Source organism: Aminobacter sp. MSH1, from assembly GCF_003071665.1.
In the GTDB taxonomy this organism is placed as follows: domain Bacteria; phylum Pseudomonadota; class Alphaproteobacteria; order Rhizobiales; family Rhizobiaceae; genus Aminobacter; species Aminobacter niigataensis.
In genome coordinates this window covers 3,917,710-3,932,071 of the sequence record NZ_CP026265.1, presented here as the reverse complement: position 1 = coordinate 3,932,071, position 14,362 = coordinate 3,917,710, and the positions used below count along the sequence as shown (strand labels likewise).

16 protein-coding genes are annotated in these 14,362 nt (G+C 63.2%); 11 read left to right on the top strand and 5 right to left on the bottom strand.

What is annotated here, in order from left to right; translation table 11 throughout:
• Positions 1–145: 145 nt before the first annotated feature.
• A complete protein-coding gene (locus CO731_RS19460) occupies positions 146–1,060 on the top strand; it encodes an HPP family protein (protein WP_199914492.1) in 915 nt (304 codons plus the stop codon).
• A 39-nt stretch (positions 1,061–1,099) separates the two neighbouring features.
• Here CO731_RS19460 and CO731_RS19455 read toward each other — a convergent pair whose 3' ends face one another.
• Together CO731_RS19455 and CO731_RS19450 are read right to left on the bottom strand one after the other, a co-directional pair.
• Entirely contained in the window at positions 1,100–1,750 is a 651-nt protein-coding gene (locus tag CO731_RS19455) for an FMN-binding negative transcriptional regulator (RefSeq protein ID WP_108608425.1), read from the bottom strand.
• Between the two features lie 14 nt (positions 1,751–1,764).
• Positions 1,765–2,439 (bottom strand): alpha/beta hydrolase, encoded by a 675-nt coding sequence (locus CO731_RS19450; protein WP_108608424.1) that lies wholly within the window; start codon positions 2,437–2,439, stop codon positions 1,765–1,767.
• A 218-nt stretch (positions 2,440–2,657) separates the two neighbouring features.
• On the opposite strand from CO731_RS19450, the gene CO731_RS19445 reads away from it, so the two are divergent.
• The 9 genes from CO731_RS19445 to CO731_RS19410 all read left to right on the top strand — a co-directional run bounded on the left by CO731_RS19445 (position 2,658) and on the right by CO731_RS19410 (position 10,435).
• Positions 2,658–3,821, top strand: coding sequence for a cysteine desulfurase family protein (locus CO731_RS19445; protein WP_108608423.1), 1,164 nt, complete (start codon positions 2,658–2,660; stop codon positions 3,819–3,821).
• A 169-nt stretch (positions 3,822–3,990) separates the two neighbouring features.
• Positions 3,991–5,508: a Fe-S cluster assembly protein SufB gene (gene sufB, locus CO731_RS19440; RefSeq protein WP_108608422.1), complete on the top strand. Its 1,518-nt coding sequence runs from the start codon at positions 3,991–3,993 to the stop codon at positions 5,506–5,508.
• Positions 5,508–5,669, top strand: a complete 162-nt coding sequence (locus tag CO731_RS28795; protein ID WP_159091663.1) for a hypothetical protein — start codon at positions 5,508–5,510, stop codon at positions 5,667–5,669. The genes sufB and CO731_RS28795 overlap by 1 nt, the downstream gene beginning before the upstream one ends.
• 82 nt (positions 5,670–5,751) lie before the next feature.
• Positions 5,752–6,507: a Fe-S cluster assembly ATPase SufC gene (gene sufC, locus CO731_RS19435; protein ID WP_108608421.1), complete on the top strand. Its 756-nt coding sequence runs from the start codon at positions 5,752–5,754 to the stop codon at positions 6,505–6,507.
• Positions 6,508–6,517: 10 nt separating this feature from the next.
• Positions 6,518–7,783, top strand: coding sequence for a Fe-S cluster assembly protein SufD (sufD, locus tag CO731_RS19430; RefSeq protein WP_108609934.1), 1,266 nt, complete (start codon positions 6,518–6,520; stop codon positions 7,781–7,783).
• A 192-nt stretch (positions 7,784–7,975) separates the two neighbouring features.
• On the top strand, positions 7,976–9,217 hold the full coding sequence (locus CO731_RS19425) for a cysteine desulfurase (RefSeq protein WP_108608420.1): 1,242 nt from the start codon (positions 7,976–7,978) through the stop codon (positions 9,215–9,217).
• Positions 9,218–9,222: 5 nt separating this feature from the next.
• On the top strand, positions 9,223–9,621 hold the full coding sequence (locus CO731_RS19420) for an SUF system Fe-S cluster assembly protein (RefSeq protein WP_108608419.1): 399 nt from the start codon (positions 9,223–9,225) through the stop codon (positions 9,619–9,621).
• A 103-nt stretch (positions 9,622–9,724) separates the two neighbouring features.
• Complete coding sequence (gene sufA / locus CO731_RS19415; RefSeq protein ID WP_108608418.1) at positions 9,725–10,105, top strand: Fe-S cluster assembly scaffold SufA; 381 nt, start codon at positions 9,725–9,727, stop codon at positions 10,103–10,105.
• A 15-nt stretch (positions 10,106–10,120) separates the two neighbouring features.
• Complete coding sequence (locus CO731_RS19410; protein WP_108608417.1) at positions 10,121–10,435, top strand: TfoX/Sxy family protein; 315 nt, start codon at positions 10,121–10,123, stop codon at positions 10,433–10,435.
• Between the two features lie 2 nt (positions 10,436–10,437).
• Here CO731_RS19410 and CO731_RS19405 read toward each other — a convergent pair whose 3' ends face one another.
• The 3 genes from CO731_RS19405 to CO731_RS19395 all read right to left on the bottom strand — a co-directional run bounded on the left by CO731_RS19405 (position 10,438) and on the right by CO731_RS19395 (position 12,828).
• Positions 10,438–10,761, bottom strand: a complete 324-nt coding sequence (locus tag CO731_RS19405) for a hypothetical protein (RefSeq protein WP_108608416.1) — start codon at positions 10,759–10,761, stop codon at positions 10,438–10,440.
• 181 nt (positions 10,762–10,942) lie between these two features.
• On the bottom strand, positions 10,943–11,866 hold the full coding sequence (locus CO731_RS19400) for a pseudouridine-5'-phosphate glycosidase (protein ID WP_108609933.1): 924 nt from the start codon (positions 11,864–11,866) through the stop codon (positions 10,943–10,945).
• 20 nt (positions 11,867–11,886) lie between these two features.
• Positions 11,887–12,828 (bottom strand): carbohydrate kinase family protein, encoded by a 942-nt coding sequence (locus CO731_RS19395; protein ID WP_108608415.1) that lies wholly within the window; start codon positions 12,826–12,828, stop codon positions 11,887–11,889.
• A 281-nt stretch (positions 12,829–13,109) separates the two neighbouring features.
• Here CO731_RS19395 and recA point away from each other — a divergent pair, with 281 nt between their 5' ends.
• On the top strand, positions 13,110–14,201 hold the full coding sequence (recA, locus tag CO731_RS19390; protein ID WP_108608414.1) for a recombinase RecA: 1,092 nt from the start codon (positions 13,110–13,112) through the stop codon (positions 14,199–14,201).
• Positions 14,202–14,362: the final 161 nt, after the last annotated feature.

Genomic DNA, 14,362 nt, shown 5'->3' with positions numbered 1-14,362 from the left:
CCTTTCTTCAATGCGGTTGAAACATTTATGCGGGCAGCGACAAAACGCGCCTTTGACCTTCCAGGGCGTGCTGGTCGTATAGCGCCAATCTGGCTTGCGAAGGCGAGCAGATCACCAACGCGCTGGAAGTGACTGAAGCATGCCCATGACTGACGATAACAAGCCGCTGGCCGCCTATGCCGCCGCGTTCGGTTTCATACTGGTGATGGTGCTTGCTGCTGTCTTTTTCGGCGATTCCGAAATCGTGCTGCCGGAAATCGCCGCAATGGCGGTGGCGCTCTGGGCCTGGCGCGAGAAGGGGTGGCTGAGGCAGCCCGAAAAGATCTTCATCGTGCCGTCCGTCACGGCAACCATCGGCTTTGCAGTCAACCTGCTGGATCAGTCCTTCGTCGTGAAGATCCTGCTGGTGTTGTGCCTGATGCTGGTTGCCATGCGGGTCATCCGCACCAATCTGGCGCCGGCACTCGCGACCGGGTTCCTGCCTGTCGTCACCAACGCCACGCACTACTCCTTCCTGATCGCCATCTTCGTCACCACCTTCGCATTGATGCTGGGCGTCATGCTGTTCAAGCTCAATCGCGGTGTGCCCCGCGAAGCGCCGGTGAAATACCAATACATGCTGGTCTATCTGGCGATGCATCTGGTGTGGATCGCCATCACTGTTCTGGCCGGCTATCCGCACATGGCCATCATTCCGCCGATCACCGTTGTGGTCTACGAGTCCCTGCAGATGCCGATGTATATGCGCAAGATGGCGCTCAAGCAGACGGCTGTGCTCACCCTGTCTGCACTGATCGGCACGGTGCTGTTTCTGGCGCTTGAGAACTGGTTTGTGGTCGCCACCATCGATCTGGCGCTGATCTACGGCTTGCTGCATCTCTTCAAGGCGCGCATCCCTGCAGCCTACGCCTTCCCGTTCCTGCCATTTGTCTTTCCAACGGAATTCGTGCCGCAACTGCCCGTCGGCGCGGCAATCGTATCCGTGTTCTTCTTCTCATTGGTGTTGGCGTACAAGACTTATGAAAAGAAGCGCATGGCACAGGTTCCGGCCTTGGCCTGACTGGCGCCTTCTGGCGTCTGTGACGAACGGACGCCGGGCTTAGCTGTCCGTCAGCCCGCCATATTGCCTGACCAGTTGTGCCATCTCGTCGACGGCGCCCTGGTCTGCCTCGATGCCTTCCGCAACGCCGACGCGGTCGCCGAGCGGCCTGTTCTGGCTGACCTTCCATTTGCCGTCGATGCTGGCAATGTCGATCTCAAGCCCGACAATGCCCTTGATCTGGGCGTCGATGTAGGCCTGGGGTGCATCGGTCACCTGCCACGGTTCCGACCGGCCGGCTTCGTGCGTGGCGGTGAGCCTGGCGATCTGGCCGGCGAGCCAGTCCTTGTCCTCTATGACCCGCACCGTGCCGCGTACCTGGACCATTGCGTAGTTCCAGGTCGGCACCACCTTGCCGGTTTCGCGCTTGGTCTCGTACCAGGATGGCGTGATGTAGCTTTCGGCGCCCTGGAACACCACCAGCACAGGCACGTCGGGCATTTCGGCCAACAGCCGCCATTGCGGGTTGGCGCGCGCCAGGTGCGCCTGCAGCCTGCCGTTCGGCCCGACATCGGCGTCGAGTAGGAACGGCAGCGGATTGGCCACCGGGCCTTCTGCGCCATTGCAGATCAGAAGGCCGAGAGGATGGCTGCGGATCAGCGCATGCAGAACGTCCAGCCGTGTCTCGCGAAACAGCGGAGGTTGATACATGCGCGAAACTCCTCCTAGCGCAGGCGCTTCGGACGCGGGTCCGAAAGCTCGCCGGCGAGACGCCGGTCGAGATACTCGGCGCATTCGTCGATCACCATCTCCGGATCGTTGCCGAAGAAGTGGTTGGCACCCGTCAGCGTCTTCTGCGTGATGGTGATGCCCTTTTGCGTGTGCAGCTTGTCGACCAGGCCCTGCACGTCTTTGGGCGGGGCCACTTTGTCGGCGTCACCATGGATGATCAGGCCCGACGACGGGCAGGGCGCCAGGAACGAGAAGTCGTAGGTGTTCGGCTGCGGCGCGACCGAGATGAAACCTTCGATCTCCGGCCGGCGCATCAAGAGCTGCATGCCGATCCACGCGCCGAAGGAATAGCCCGCGACCCAGCAGCTCTTGGAATCGGGATGCAGCGACTGCACCCAGTCGAGTGCTGCGGCCGCATCCGAAAGCTCGCCCGTGCCATGGTCGAATTCGCCCTGGCTGCGGCCGATGCCGCGGAAATTGAAGCGCAGCGTGGTAAAGTCGCGCTTCTGGAACATGTAGAAGAGGTCGTACACGATCTTGTTGTTCATCGTGCCGCCGAACTGGGGGTGCGGATGCAGGATGATGGCGATCGGCGCGTTCTTTTCCTTGGACGGCTGGTAACGACCTTCCAGGCGACCCGCCGGACCGGTGAAAATGACCTCTGGCATAGAATACTCCACTTGACGCAAAGCCGATGAAACAATCCTGTTGCCAGCCTTGACGCGAGGGACGCGTCTTCTTAGAAGCTAGTTTAGAACTGTTCAAAACTGGGTGGCGAGACCACCTGTTTGGCAAAGCGGGTAGATAGGACGGCTCGCCTTGGAATTTCAAGGAAATTGCGCGTCCCCACACCCAAACGTGATTTGACAGGGCAGATTGAACGGAAATGGCCGGACCGCGCGCCTATCTCGACCACAACGCCAGTGCGCCGCTGCTGCCCGCAGCGCGTGCGGCCGTGGTTGCCGCGCTGTATGTCGCTGCCAATCCGTCGTCCGTGCATAGCGAGGGCAGGGCTGCCCGCAAGATCGTCGAGGATGCCAGGCGCGATGTCGCCGCCCTCGTCGGTGCAAAGGCCGAGCACATCGTTTTCACTTCAGGTGCTACCGAGGCTGCAACGACGCTGCTTTCGCCGGACTGGCGCATTGGCCGCGCAGCGGTCCGCATGTCTCGGCTCTATGTCACCGAGGCCGACCACCCTTGCGTGCTGAACGGCGGGCGCTTTCCTGCCGAGCGGATCACCCGGCTCGGCGTCGACAGCAACGGCATCATCGATCTCATGGCCTTGCAAGCCGCACTCGGCGCGCACGACAAGTCTGAAGGCCTGCCGCTTGTAGCGATTCACGCCGCAAACAACGAGACCGGCGTCGTTCAGCCCTTCTCAGCCATCGCGGAAATGGTCAAGGCGGCGGGCGGCGTGCTCGCTCTTGATGCAGTCCAGGCTGCCGGGCGTATTCCGCTCGACATATCAGCGGGTTGCGCCGATTACCTGATTCTATCCTCGCACAAGATCGGCGGCCCCAAGGGTGCCGGTGCCATCGTCGCCATTGCCGACCTGATGATGCCCGCGCCGCTTGTATCGGGCGGCGGTCAGGAAAAGGGCCATCGCGGCGGCACCGAGAACTTGCAGGCGATCGCTGGATTTGGTGCCGCTGCGCGCGACGCCCTGGCGGGCCTGGCCGAGATGGAGCGGGTACGGGCTCTCCGCGATCGCGTCGAGGCAACGGTCGTCAGGCTTGCCCCCGATGCCGAAATCTTCGGAAAGGCCGTCGAACGGCTTGCCAATACGACATTCTTCGCTATTCCGGGCGTCAAGGCGGAGACGGCGCAGATCGCCTTCGATCTCGCTGGCGTCGCACTCTCGGCCGGTTCCGCCTGTTCGTCGGGCAAAGTCGGTCCCAGCCATGTGCTGAAGGCGATGGGTTATGCCGACAACCTCGGTGCCCTGCGTGTCTCGATTGGCCGGGATACGACGGAGGCCGACGTGGAGAAATTCGAAACGGCCCTTGCCGCGCTCCTGGCGCGCCGCACGGACCGTACGAAAGCCGCCTAGGCGGCAGATTTGGCCCAAGGGCCAGTGAACGGGTGTATCAGGGTCGCCGCAAGGCGGCCTTCCGGGTGAATTCCCGGAGAGAATGCACTATATGGAACTTACGCCGCTCCAGCGGTGCCATAGTTTGAAAACTGTCGGGCCTTGACCCCGGCGTGGATGGAGAACGCTTATGCCTGCTGTGCAGGAAACGATCGAGCAGGTCCGCAAGATCGACGTGGACCAATACAAGTACGGCTTCGAATCGTTCATCGAGATGGACAAGGCCCCCAAGGGCTTGAGCGAAGACATTGTCCGCTTCATCTCGGCCAAGAAGGGCGAACCGGAATGGATGCTCGAATGGCGCCTCGGCGCCTATCGCCGCTGGCTGACGCTTGACGAGCCGAACTGGGCGCGCGTCGACTACCCCAAGATCGACTTCCAGGACATCTACTACTACGCCGCTCCCAAGAGCACGCCCGGACCGACCTCGCTCGACGAAGTCGATCCCGAGATCCTGAAGGTCTATGAAAAGCTCGGCATTCCGCTCCGCGAGCAGGAAATCCTCGCCGGCGTCGAAAAGACGGTCGATCCGGACCTCGAAGAGGTTGGCGACAATGTCTACAAGTCGGGCCGCGTCGCCGTCGACGCCGTGTTCGATTCGGTTTCGGTGGTCACCACCTTCAAGGAAGAGCTGGCCAAGGCCGGCGTCATCTTCTGCTCGATCTCGGAAGCCATCCGCGAGCACCCGGAGCTGGTGAAGAAGTATCTCGGCACCGTCGTGCCGACGACCGACAACTACTACGCGACACTGAATTCGGCCGTCTTCACCGATGGTTCGTTCGTCTTCGTGCCCAAGGGCGTCCGCTGCCCGATGGAATTGTCGACTTACTTCCGCATCAACGAGAAGAACACTGGCCAGTTCGAGCGCACGCTGATCATCGCCGAGGAGGGGGCTTACGTTTCCTACCTCGAGGGCTGCACCGCACCCCAGCGCGACGAGAACCAGCTTCACGCCGCCGTGGTCGAACTCGTCGCGCTCGACGATGCCGAGATCAAGTATTCGACCGTTCAGAACTGGTACCCGGGCGACGCCCAGGGCAAGGGCGGTATCTACAACTTCGTCACCAAGCGTGGCGATTGCCGCGGCGACCGTTCGAAGATCTCGTGGACCCAGGTCGAGACCGGTTCGGCGATCACCTGGAAGTACCCGTCCTGCATCCTGCGCGGTGACGATTCTCGCGGCGAGTTCTATTCGATCGCCGTTTCCAACGGCTACCAGCAGATCGACAGCGGCACCAAGATGATTCATCTCGGCAAGAACACGTCGAGCCGCATCATCTCCAAGGGCATCGCCGCCGGTTTCTCGCAGAACACCTATCGCGGCCAGGTCTCGGCCCACCGCAAGGCAACCAACGCGCGCAACTTCACCCAGTGCGACAGCTTGCTGATCGGCAACCAGTGCGGGGCGCATACCGTGCCCTATATCGAGGCCAAGAACGCAACGGCCCAGTTCGAGCACGAGGCGACGACGTCGAAGATTTCCGACGACCAGAAGTTCTACGTCATGCAGCGCGGCATTCCCGAGGAGGAAGCGATCGCGCTGATCGTCAACGGCTTCGTCAAGGAAGTCATCCAGGAACTGCCGATGGAATTCGCCGTCGAGGCGCAGAAGCTCATCGGCATCAGCCTTGAGGGGAGCGTCGGCTGATGGATCCGGTCACGATGGCCTTCTACGCAGTCGTCTGCGGCGGACTTGCGGCGGCTGCGCCGTCGTTTCAGTCGCGCGCCGCACGGCTTGTCGTGGGAACCATCACCGGCATCGTTGCCGCAAGCCTTTTGCCGTTGCTGCGCCGTGTGTTCGGGATCTGAAAATCCCGCGCCGCGTCGGCAACGTCATTGACAGGAATTGCGCCGCCCGCCTCGGCGCCAGATGTGAAGAAAGCTGAAGAGAATGCTTGAGATCAAGAACCTGCATGCCCGTATCGCCGAGAGCGGCACCGAGATCATCCGCGGCTTGAACCTGACCGTGAAGGCAGGCGAAGTCGCCGCCATCATGGGCCCCAACGGCTCGGGCAAGTCGACGCTGTCCTACATCCTCGCCGGTCGCGACGACTACGAGGTGACCGAGGGCGACATCCTCTACAACGGTGAGTCGATCCTGGAGATGGACCCTGCCGAGCGCGCCGCCAAGGGCCTGTTCCTGGCGTTCCAGTATCCGATGGAGATACCCGGCGTCGCCACCATGGAGTTCCTCAAGGTCGCGATGAACTCGCAGCGCAAGGCGCGCGGCGAGGAGCCGCTCAAGGTGCCGGATTTCATCAAGCGCGTGAAGGAAGCAGCGGGCACGCTGGAGATGGACTTCAATATGCTCAAGCGTCCGGTCAATGTCGGCTTTTCCGGCGGCGAAAAGAAGCGCGCCGAGATCCTGCAGATGAAGTTGCTCGAGCCGAAGCTCTGCGTCCTCGACGAGACCGATTCCGGCCTCGACATCGACGCGCTCAAGATCGTCTCCGACGGCGTCAACGCACTGCGTTCGCCTGACCGCGCCATCATCGTCATCACCCACTACCAGCGCCTGCTCGACCACATCGTGCCGGATACCGTCCACGTGCTCTACAAGGGCCAGGTCATCAAGTCGGGCGACAAGTCGCTGGCGCTCGAGCTCGAAGAGAACGGCTACGCCGGGATCATCGAAGAGGCGGCTTGAGGTGTCGACGATGAACATGCGTGCTGAAATACAGCGTACCCCGGCGGAGGCGGCGATCGTCGATGCCTTCGGCGAGCGGCTTTCGCTCCTGCCCGGCGACGGCGCGGTCATGGTCAAGCGCGACGATGCGATCGAGCAGATCAAGGCCGGCCTGCCGACCCGTCGCGTCGAATCCTGGCACTACACCGACTTGCGTCGTCTTCTGGCCTCCGTGCCGGCCTTCGACGCCAGCGCGGAAGCCAAGCCGATTGCGGCCCTGCTCGAAGGTTCGACCCTGCTTTCGATCGTCAACGGCGTGTCGGCGGCTACGCCTTCCGTTGATGGTGTCGCGTTCCAGCGGCTCGGCGACAAGCTCGTCGACGGCAGCTACGCGCCGGCGCTGGTGACCTATGGCAGCGACGACGCTGTCGGCGCACTCAACACGGCCTTCGTTGCCGACGGCTATTTCGTCGACATCGAAGCGGGCACTCAGCTGGAGAATCCGATCGAGCTGCAGAACGTCCAGGCCGGTGGCCAGAGCCATGTGCGCCTGCCGGTGCGTGTCGGCGTGGGCGCCAAGGCGACCATCGTCGAGCGCCAAACTGGCGAGGGCGCAGGGTTGGCCAGTTCGGTCAGCCAGTTGCTGCTGGGCGACGACGCCGAAGTGCTGTGGCTGATCGTCCAGGACCAGCCGGAGACGGCGACCCATCTCGCCCAGTTCAAGGCCGAGCTCGGCAAGAATGCCAAGCTCACCCTGTTCGTCATGAACGCCGGCGGCAAGCTGGTTCGCCAGGAGGTAATCGTCAAGGCGGCCGGCGAGGGCGCCGATTTCAAGTTGCGCGGCGTCAACCTGCTTTCCGGCGAAAGCCATGTCGACGTGACCATGGTGCTCGACCACACGGTGCCGCACACAAGTTCGACCGAGGTGGTGCGCAATGTCGTCACCGGCCGGGCCAAGGGCGTGTTCCAGGGTCGCATCAACGTCCACCAGATCGCCCAGAAGACCGACGCGCGCATGGCCTGCAACACGCTGTTGCTCTCCGACGACGGTGAGTTCTCGACCAAGCCCGAGCTCGAAATCTTCGCCGACGACGTCGCCTGCGGCCACGGTGCGACCGTCACCGAGATCGACCGCAACCACCTGTTCTATCTGATGGCGCGCGGTGTCGACGAAAAGACCGCCCGCGGTCTTCTGGTCCGGGCGTTCCTGGCCGAAGTCATCGAGGAACTCGAAGACGAAACGGTCGTCGAGCCGCTGGAAGAGCTGCTGAGCAACTGGTTTGCGACGCATGGGTAAGTAGTGGCAATTGGCCCCCTCATCCGGCCGCTTACGCGGCCACCTTCTCCCCGCCGGGGAGAAGAGGGAGCCAAGACCTCGGAAGTACCGCCTTTAACTGGCGCAAGCGTCTCCAATCTCCTCTCCCCTCGGGGAGAGGTCGGCCAAGCGAAGCAGAGGCTGGGTGAGGGGGCGTTGGAAAGAGAAGACGCGATGGACAAGAAAGTCGAAGACAGCACCTACGACGTCGAGGCGATCCGCCGCGATTTCCCGATCCTGTCGCGCGAGGTCTACGGCAAGCCGCTCGTCTATCTCGACAACGGCGCCTCGGCCCAGAAGCCGCAGGTGGTGATCGACACCATCGCCAACGCCTATTCCAACGAATACGCCAACGTCCACCGCGGCCTGCATTTCCTGTCCAATGCCGCGACCGACGCCTACGAAAAGGCGCGCGAGAGCGTTCGCCGCTTCCTCAACGCGCCGAACGTCGACCAGATCGTCTTCACCTCCAATGCCACCTCGGCGATCAACACCGTCGCCTATGGCTACGGCATGCCCAATATCGGCGAAGGCGACGAGATCGTGCTGTCGATCATGGAGCACCACTCCAACATCGTGCCGTGGCATTTCATCCGCGAACGCCAGGGCGCCAAGCTGGTCTGGGTGCCGGTCGACGATCTCGGCGCCTTCCACATCGAGGAATTCGAAAAGCGCCTGACCGACCGCACCAAGCTGATCGCCGTCACGCACATGTCGAATGCGCTCGGCACCGTGACGCCGATCAAGGAGATCTGCCGCATTGCGCACGCGCGCGGCATCCCCGTGCTGGTCGACGGCAGCCAGAGCGCGGTGCACATGCCGGTCGACGTCCAGGATCTCGACTGCGACTTCTTCGTCATGACCGGCCACAAGCTCTACGGTCCCTCAGGCATCGGTGTCCTCTACGGTAAGCGCGAGATGCTCGAGCGCATGCGTCCCTTCCAGGGCGGCGGCGAAATGATCGTCGAGGTCACCGAAGACATCGTCACCTACAACGAGCCGCCGCACCGCTTCGAGGCCGGCACGCCGCCGATCGTCCAGGCCATCGGCCTGGGCGCTGCGCTCGACTACATGGACAGTATCGGCCGCGAGCGCATCGCGGCGCATGAAACGATGCTGCGCGACTACGCCCATGAGCGGCTGCGCGCCATCAATTCGCTGCGCATCTTCGGCGATGCGCCCGGCAAGGGCGCCATCGTCTCCTTCGAGCTGCAGGGCATCCACGCCCACGACGTGTCGATGGTCATCGACCGCCAGGGCGTCGCCGTGCGTGCCGGCACGCACTGCGCCCAGCCGCTGTTGAAACGCTTCGGCGTAACCTCCACATGCAGGGCGTCCTTCGCCATGTACAATACGAAGGCCGAGATCGACGTCCTGGCCGAAGCGCTTGAAAAAGCGCGTAAATTCTTCGGGTGAGCACCATGGAAGACGCTATCGCCGCCACAGTTGACGACACCGCGCCGGAAACGGCGGGCAAGGGTATCGTTTCGGCCTCGGCCATCCCAGCCGACGAGCTGGCGCGGCTGACCGACGACATCGTTTCGGCGCTGAAGACGGTCTACGACCCGGAAATCCCGGCCGACATCTACGAACTCGGCCTGATCTACAAGATCGACATCGAGGACGATCGCACGGTCAAGATCGACATGACGCTGACAGCCCCGGGCTGCCCGGTGGCCGGCGAAATGCCCGGCTGGGTGCAGAACGCCGTCGGCGCCGTCGAAGGCGTATCCGGCGTCGAGGTCACCATGACCTTCGACCCGCCCTGGACCCCCGACCGTATGTCGGAAGAGGCCCAGGTCGCGGTGGGGTGGTATTGAGCCAAGCGACGGTGGTGCTTGCATGGACATGCAATCTTCACCATCTTAGCTCTGGAATGAGTCATTCCCCGGGCCTTGAACCCGGCGACGAATGGAGACTGGAATGGGACGCTTCGCCGTCATCTCAATGACCGACCGGGCCGCCGACCGCGTGCGCGAGATCATGGCCACGCGCGAAAACGCGCAGGGCATCCGCCTCGGCATCAAGAAGGGCGGCTGCGCCGGCATGGAATACACGGTCGACCTGGTGACCGAGCCGAACCCCAAGGACGACCACATCGAGCGCGACGGCGCCCATGTCTATGTCGCGCCTGAGGCGGCATTGTTCCTGTTTGGCACCGAGATGGATTTCGAGATCACCACGCTGCGCACCGGCTTCACCTTCTCCAATCCGAACCAGAGCTCGGCCTGCGGCTGCGGCGAATCCGTCGAACTCAAGCCCGCCGACCTCAAGGCGCTCGCCGAAGCGCGCGCGCAGGTCTGACAGACGAGCTCACCAATCAGCGACGATGCCATTCGCGAGGTTTTCGCAGGGCTTGGCGACCTCACGATCCGCAAAATGTTCGGCGGCAAGGGCATCTATTGCGACGGTCTGATCGTCGGCGTCGACGTGCGCGGCGAGATAATGCTCAAGGTCGACGCGGTGAGTGCGCCGGACTTCGAGGCTGCCGGCGCGAAGCGCTGGACCGATGCCGGCGGCAGGCCGGTGAACATGCCTTACTGGACCATTCCCGACAGCGCTGTCGACGATCCCGACGAACTGGCCGCCTGGACGCGCAAGGCCTATGAGGCGGCGCTCCGTACCAGGAAGTAGTGCTACATCGCATCGGGCGGCACGAAGAAGCAGTTCTCATGCTCTTCCGTCGGATGCAGGCAAATGTGGAACTGGCCGTCCCGAGACGGAATTTCCGAGCCGTAGGGCACGAAATAGCGGTTTCGGTGCGTAACCTTGCGATGATCGCCGGGATCGAGCACGACCGTCCAGCCGCCGCCGCGTTCCAGAACGGCGCTTCCCGGGATGCTCTGGCAGTCGCCGTCGACGGCATCGCCTTGGCAGCAGGCCGGCGGGTAGGTCCAGCCCGAGGCTGTTTGATGCGCGCCCGACTGCAGTGTGCCGGCGACAGTGGCGATTATCAGCAAAGCGCATCTCTGGCACCGCCATCGCGGCGGATCCCGCTGCCTGCAAGCGTGGGGACCGAAAGGCATCGCGCCCCCCATCAGTCGACCCGTCTCTGCGGGTCGACCAATTCTATGACGGCTGCCGCGGCTTTTATATTAGCTAATACTAATTAGATGGAGGCGTGGTACTGGCCGTCTGCTCCTAGCGGGACAGCGAAATCGCGATCTTGGCCGCCAGCCGCGCGTTGTTTTCCACCAGCGCGATATTGGTCTTGAGGCTGGCGCCGTTGGTCAGCTCCAGGATCTTGGCGAGCAGGAACGGCGTCACCGCCTTGCCCGAGATGTTCTGGGCCTCGGCCGCCTTTTGCGCGGCCTTGATATAGCCGGCCATCCTTTCGGTCGGGATTTCGTCACTCTCGGGCACGGGATTTGCCACCAGCAGGCCGCCGTTGAGCCCGAGCGCCCCGCGCGTCTCGTGGAGGCGGGCGATCTTCTCGGCCGCGTCGAGCCTCAGCGGCGCCGCATAGGGCGATTTGCGCGACCAGAACGCCGGCACGATGTCGGAACCGTAGGCGACGACCGGCACGCCGCGCGTCTCCAGCACCTCAAGCGTCTTTTCGATATCGAGGATGGCCTTGGCGCCGGCCGAGACCACTATGACGGGCGTGCGCGCCAACTCGTCGAGGTCGGCGGAGATGTCAAAGCTCTTTTCGGCGCCCTTGTGCACGCCGCCGATGCCGCCGGTGGCGAACACCTTGATGCCGACGAGATGCGCCGCAATCATCGTCGCTGCCACCGTCGTGCCGCCGTTCCGGCCTTCGGCGACCGCATAGGCCATGTCGGCGCGCGACAGCTTCATGGCGCCGCCGGTCATCGCCAACGACTCGCGCTCGCCGTCGGACAGGCCGATCTGGATGCGGCCGTTGACCACCGCGATGGTTGCCGGCACCGCACCTTCGTCGGTGATGATCTTCTCTACATTCGCCGCCATCGCGCTGTTGTCGGGATAGGGCATGCCGTGGGTGATGATGGTGCTTTCGAGCGCCACGACCGGCTTGCCTGCGGCGAGCGCGGCTGCAACGGGGACGTGGATATCGATGAAGGGGCGGGCGGTTTCTGGCGTCATGGTGATCTCCTTGGTCCGCGTCATGCCATTTCCCGGGCTTGCGGCACAAGGGCCAGCACCTCGTCGAAGGCTGCTTGGCCGAGTTCCGGTACGGCAGATGGGCTCTCGATCGCCAGTATGGCGGCGGCGATGCCTTGTCTCAATGCGCTTGCCAGCCCTTCGCCGCGCAGCAAGGTGACCGTAGTCGTACCCGCCAGCGCGTCACCGGCGCCGGTGACGTCGACGACCTGGCGCGGCGCCGGCGGGGCGATCATCGAAAGCCCTTCAGCGTCATAGGCAAAGACCGCGCTGCCGCCGGCAGTGACGACGCCGCGCCCGAGGCCCGCGGCGCGGAGCCCTTCCACGATCTCGGTCGCGTCGGCGTCTGCATCGGTTCCCGCAAGCACCGCCGCCTCGCGCCGGTTCATGAACAGGCACGACAGCCTGTCGAGGATCGGCACCATCCGCACCGCCTTCGCCGGCGATATGGCGATGGCAAACAGCGGCACCGCGCCGGCTGCTTCCGCCAGGCGCCAAAGTGCCGCCTCTGGCAGGTTGGCGTCGCAGAGCACGGCATCGGCGGCGGCGATCGCCTCCCGCACCTTGGCGCGCCGCATCTGCTTGGGGAAGGCCAGTTCGTACAGTCCCATGTCGGCAAGCGCTGCCACGACATCGCCGTTACGGTCGAGCAATGCCGTGTAGCTCGGCGTCGCGCGGTCGAGAAAGACCGACGACAGGTCCGAGATGCCATTGGCCCCGATTTCCGCTGCCACCGCCTCGCCAGCGGCATCGCCGCCGCGTACCGACATCAATGAACCAGCCGCGCCGCGCCGGACCGCACCGCGCAGCGCGTTGAAGGCCCCGCCGCCGACCTCCTCGCTCATCGCGCCGGGGATCGAAGCCCCCGGCACGAAGGGAGCGGACATCCGCCCGCGACGGTCGACATGGGCGCCGCCGATGGCGAGGATTCTGGGTGACTTCATGCTTGGCTGTCCGGTGGGCGTTTAACGCGGCGAACTTAGTGTTCCATGCGAGAGGCGGCAACCGCCCGCGATTCGCCAAGACCGGTTTTGCCGGGCAACGGGCTGTTTGGCCCATGCGGCATATGATTATACACAGTTTGAAAACAAAAAAAGAACATGTCAAGGAATGTCATTTTATTTCAATATGTTGGCCGCTCTTGCCAAATGTGAACAAAACCGGTACAAATTTATATCGGTATCGGACAGTCCGGCCTTCATTGACGACTGCGGGGTGATGTATCATGGCTCAGAATTCATTGCGGCTTGTAGAGGAAAATTCGGTGGACAAATCCAAGGCTCTGGACGCGGCGCTGTCGCAGATCGAACGCGCCTTCGGCAAGGGCTCGATCATGCGTCTCGGTGCCAATGAGCAGGTTGTCGAGATTGCTACAGTCTCCACCGGCTCGCTCGGTCTCGACATCGCGCTCGGCGTCGGCGGCCTGCCGCGCGGACGCATCGTTGAAATCTATGGTCCAGAAAGCTCGGGCAAGACGACGCTTGCTCTCCACACCGTTGCTGAAGCCCAGAAAAAGGGCGGCATCTGCGCTTTTGTCGATGCCGAGCACGCGCTCGATCCGGTCTATGCCCGCAAGCTTGGCGTCGATCTGGAAAACCTGCTGATCTCGCAGCCCGACACCGGCGAACAGGCGCTGGAGATCTGCGACACGCTGGTGCGCTCCGGCGCCATCGACGTCCTGGTCGTCGACTCGGTGGCGGCATTGACGCCGCGTGCCGAAATCGAAGGCGAGATGGGTGAGTCTTTGCCGGGCCTCCAGGCCCGCCTGATGAGCCAGGCGTTGCGCAAGCTGACCGCGTCGATCTCGCGCTCCAACACCATGGTCATCTTCATCAACCAGATCCGCATGAAGATCGGCGTCATGTACGGTTCGCCCGAAACGACGACCGGCGGCAACGCGCTCAAGTTCTACGCTTCGGTCCGTCTCGATATCCGCCGCATCGGCTCGGTCAAGGACCGCGACGAAGTCGTCGGCAACCAGACCCGCGTCAAGGTGGTCAAGAACAAGCTGGCGCCGCCCTTCAAGCAGGTCGAGTTCGACATCATGTACGGCGAGGGCGTTTCCAAGACCGGCGAACTCGTCGATCTCGGCGTCAAGGCGGGCGTTGTCGAGAAGTCGGGCGCCTGGTTCTCGTACAATTCGCAGCGTCTGGGGCAGGGACGTGAGAACGCCAAGCTATTCCTGCGCAACAATCCCGACGCGGCGCGCGAAATCGAACAGCTGCTCAGGCAGAATGCCGGGCTGATCGCCGAGAAGTTCCTCGAGAACGGCTCGCGCGAAGAAGATGACGGCGAGGACGAAGCCGGGGCGATGTAACAGCGCCTAGGGCTGGATCGATAAGGTCCAGGACAGTCAATCCATGCGACCGCCGGCCATCGTGCCGGCGGTTTGCGTTTGTGCAGCCGGCTTTGACCATCCGGGCGGCGGAATTGCGGGCTTTTGCCGGTCGGGTGTTTCTGGACAGTGTTAAGGTGGGC

Coding starts and splice junctions, on each gene's coding strand:
- sufD (WP_108609934.1), top strand. CDS start 6,518: ATGAACATGCGTGCTGAAATACAGCGTACCCCGGCGGAGGCGGCGATC.
- CO731_RS19445 (WP_108608423.1), top strand. CDS start 2,658: ATGGCCGGACCGCGCGCCTATCTCGACCACAACGCCAGTGCGCCGCTG.
- CO731_RS19395 (WP_108608415.1), bottom strand. CDS start 12,828: ATGAAGTCACCCAGAATCCTCGCCATCGGCGGCGCCCATGTCGACCGT.
- CO731_RS19400 (WP_108609933.1), bottom strand. CDS start 11,866: ATGACGCCAGAAACCGCCCGCCCCTTCATCGATATCCACGTCCCCGTT.
- recA (WP_108608414.1), top strand. CDS start 13,110: ATGGCTCAGAATTCATTGCGGCTTGTAGAGGAAAATTCGGTGGACAAA.
- CO731_RS19420 (WP_108608419.1), top strand. CDS start 9,223: ATGGAAGACGCTATCGCCGCCACAGTTGACGACACCGCGCCGGAAACG.
- sufA (WP_108608418.1), top strand. CDS start 9,725: ATGGGACGCTTCGCCGTCATCTCAATGACCGACCGGGCCGCCGACCGC.
- CO731_RS19460 (WP_199914492.1), top strand. CDS start 146: ATGACTGACGATAACAAGCCGCTGGCCGCCTATGCCGCCGCGTTCGGT.
- CO731_RS28795 (WP_159091663.1), top strand. CDS start 5,508: ATGGATCCGGTCACGATGGCCTTCTACGCAGTCGTCTGCGGCGGACTT.
- CO731_RS19450 (WP_108608424.1), bottom strand. CDS start 2,439: ATGCCAGAGGTCATTTTCACCGGTCCGGCGGGTCGCCTGGAAGGTCGT.
- sufB (WP_108608422.1), top strand. CDS start 3,991: ATGCCTGCTGTGCAGGAAACGATCGAGCAGGTCCGCAAGATCGACGTG.
- CO731_RS19455 (WP_108608425.1), bottom strand. CDS start 1,750: ATGTATCAACCTCCGCTGTTTCGCGAGACACGGCTGGACGTTCTGCAT.
- sufC (WP_108608421.1), top strand. CDS start 5,752: ATGCTTGAGATCAAGAACCTGCATGCCCGTATCGCCGAGAGCGGCACC.
- CO731_RS19425 (WP_108608420.1), top strand. CDS start 7,976: ATGGACAAGAAAGTCGAAGACAGCACCTACGACGTCGAGGCGATCCGC.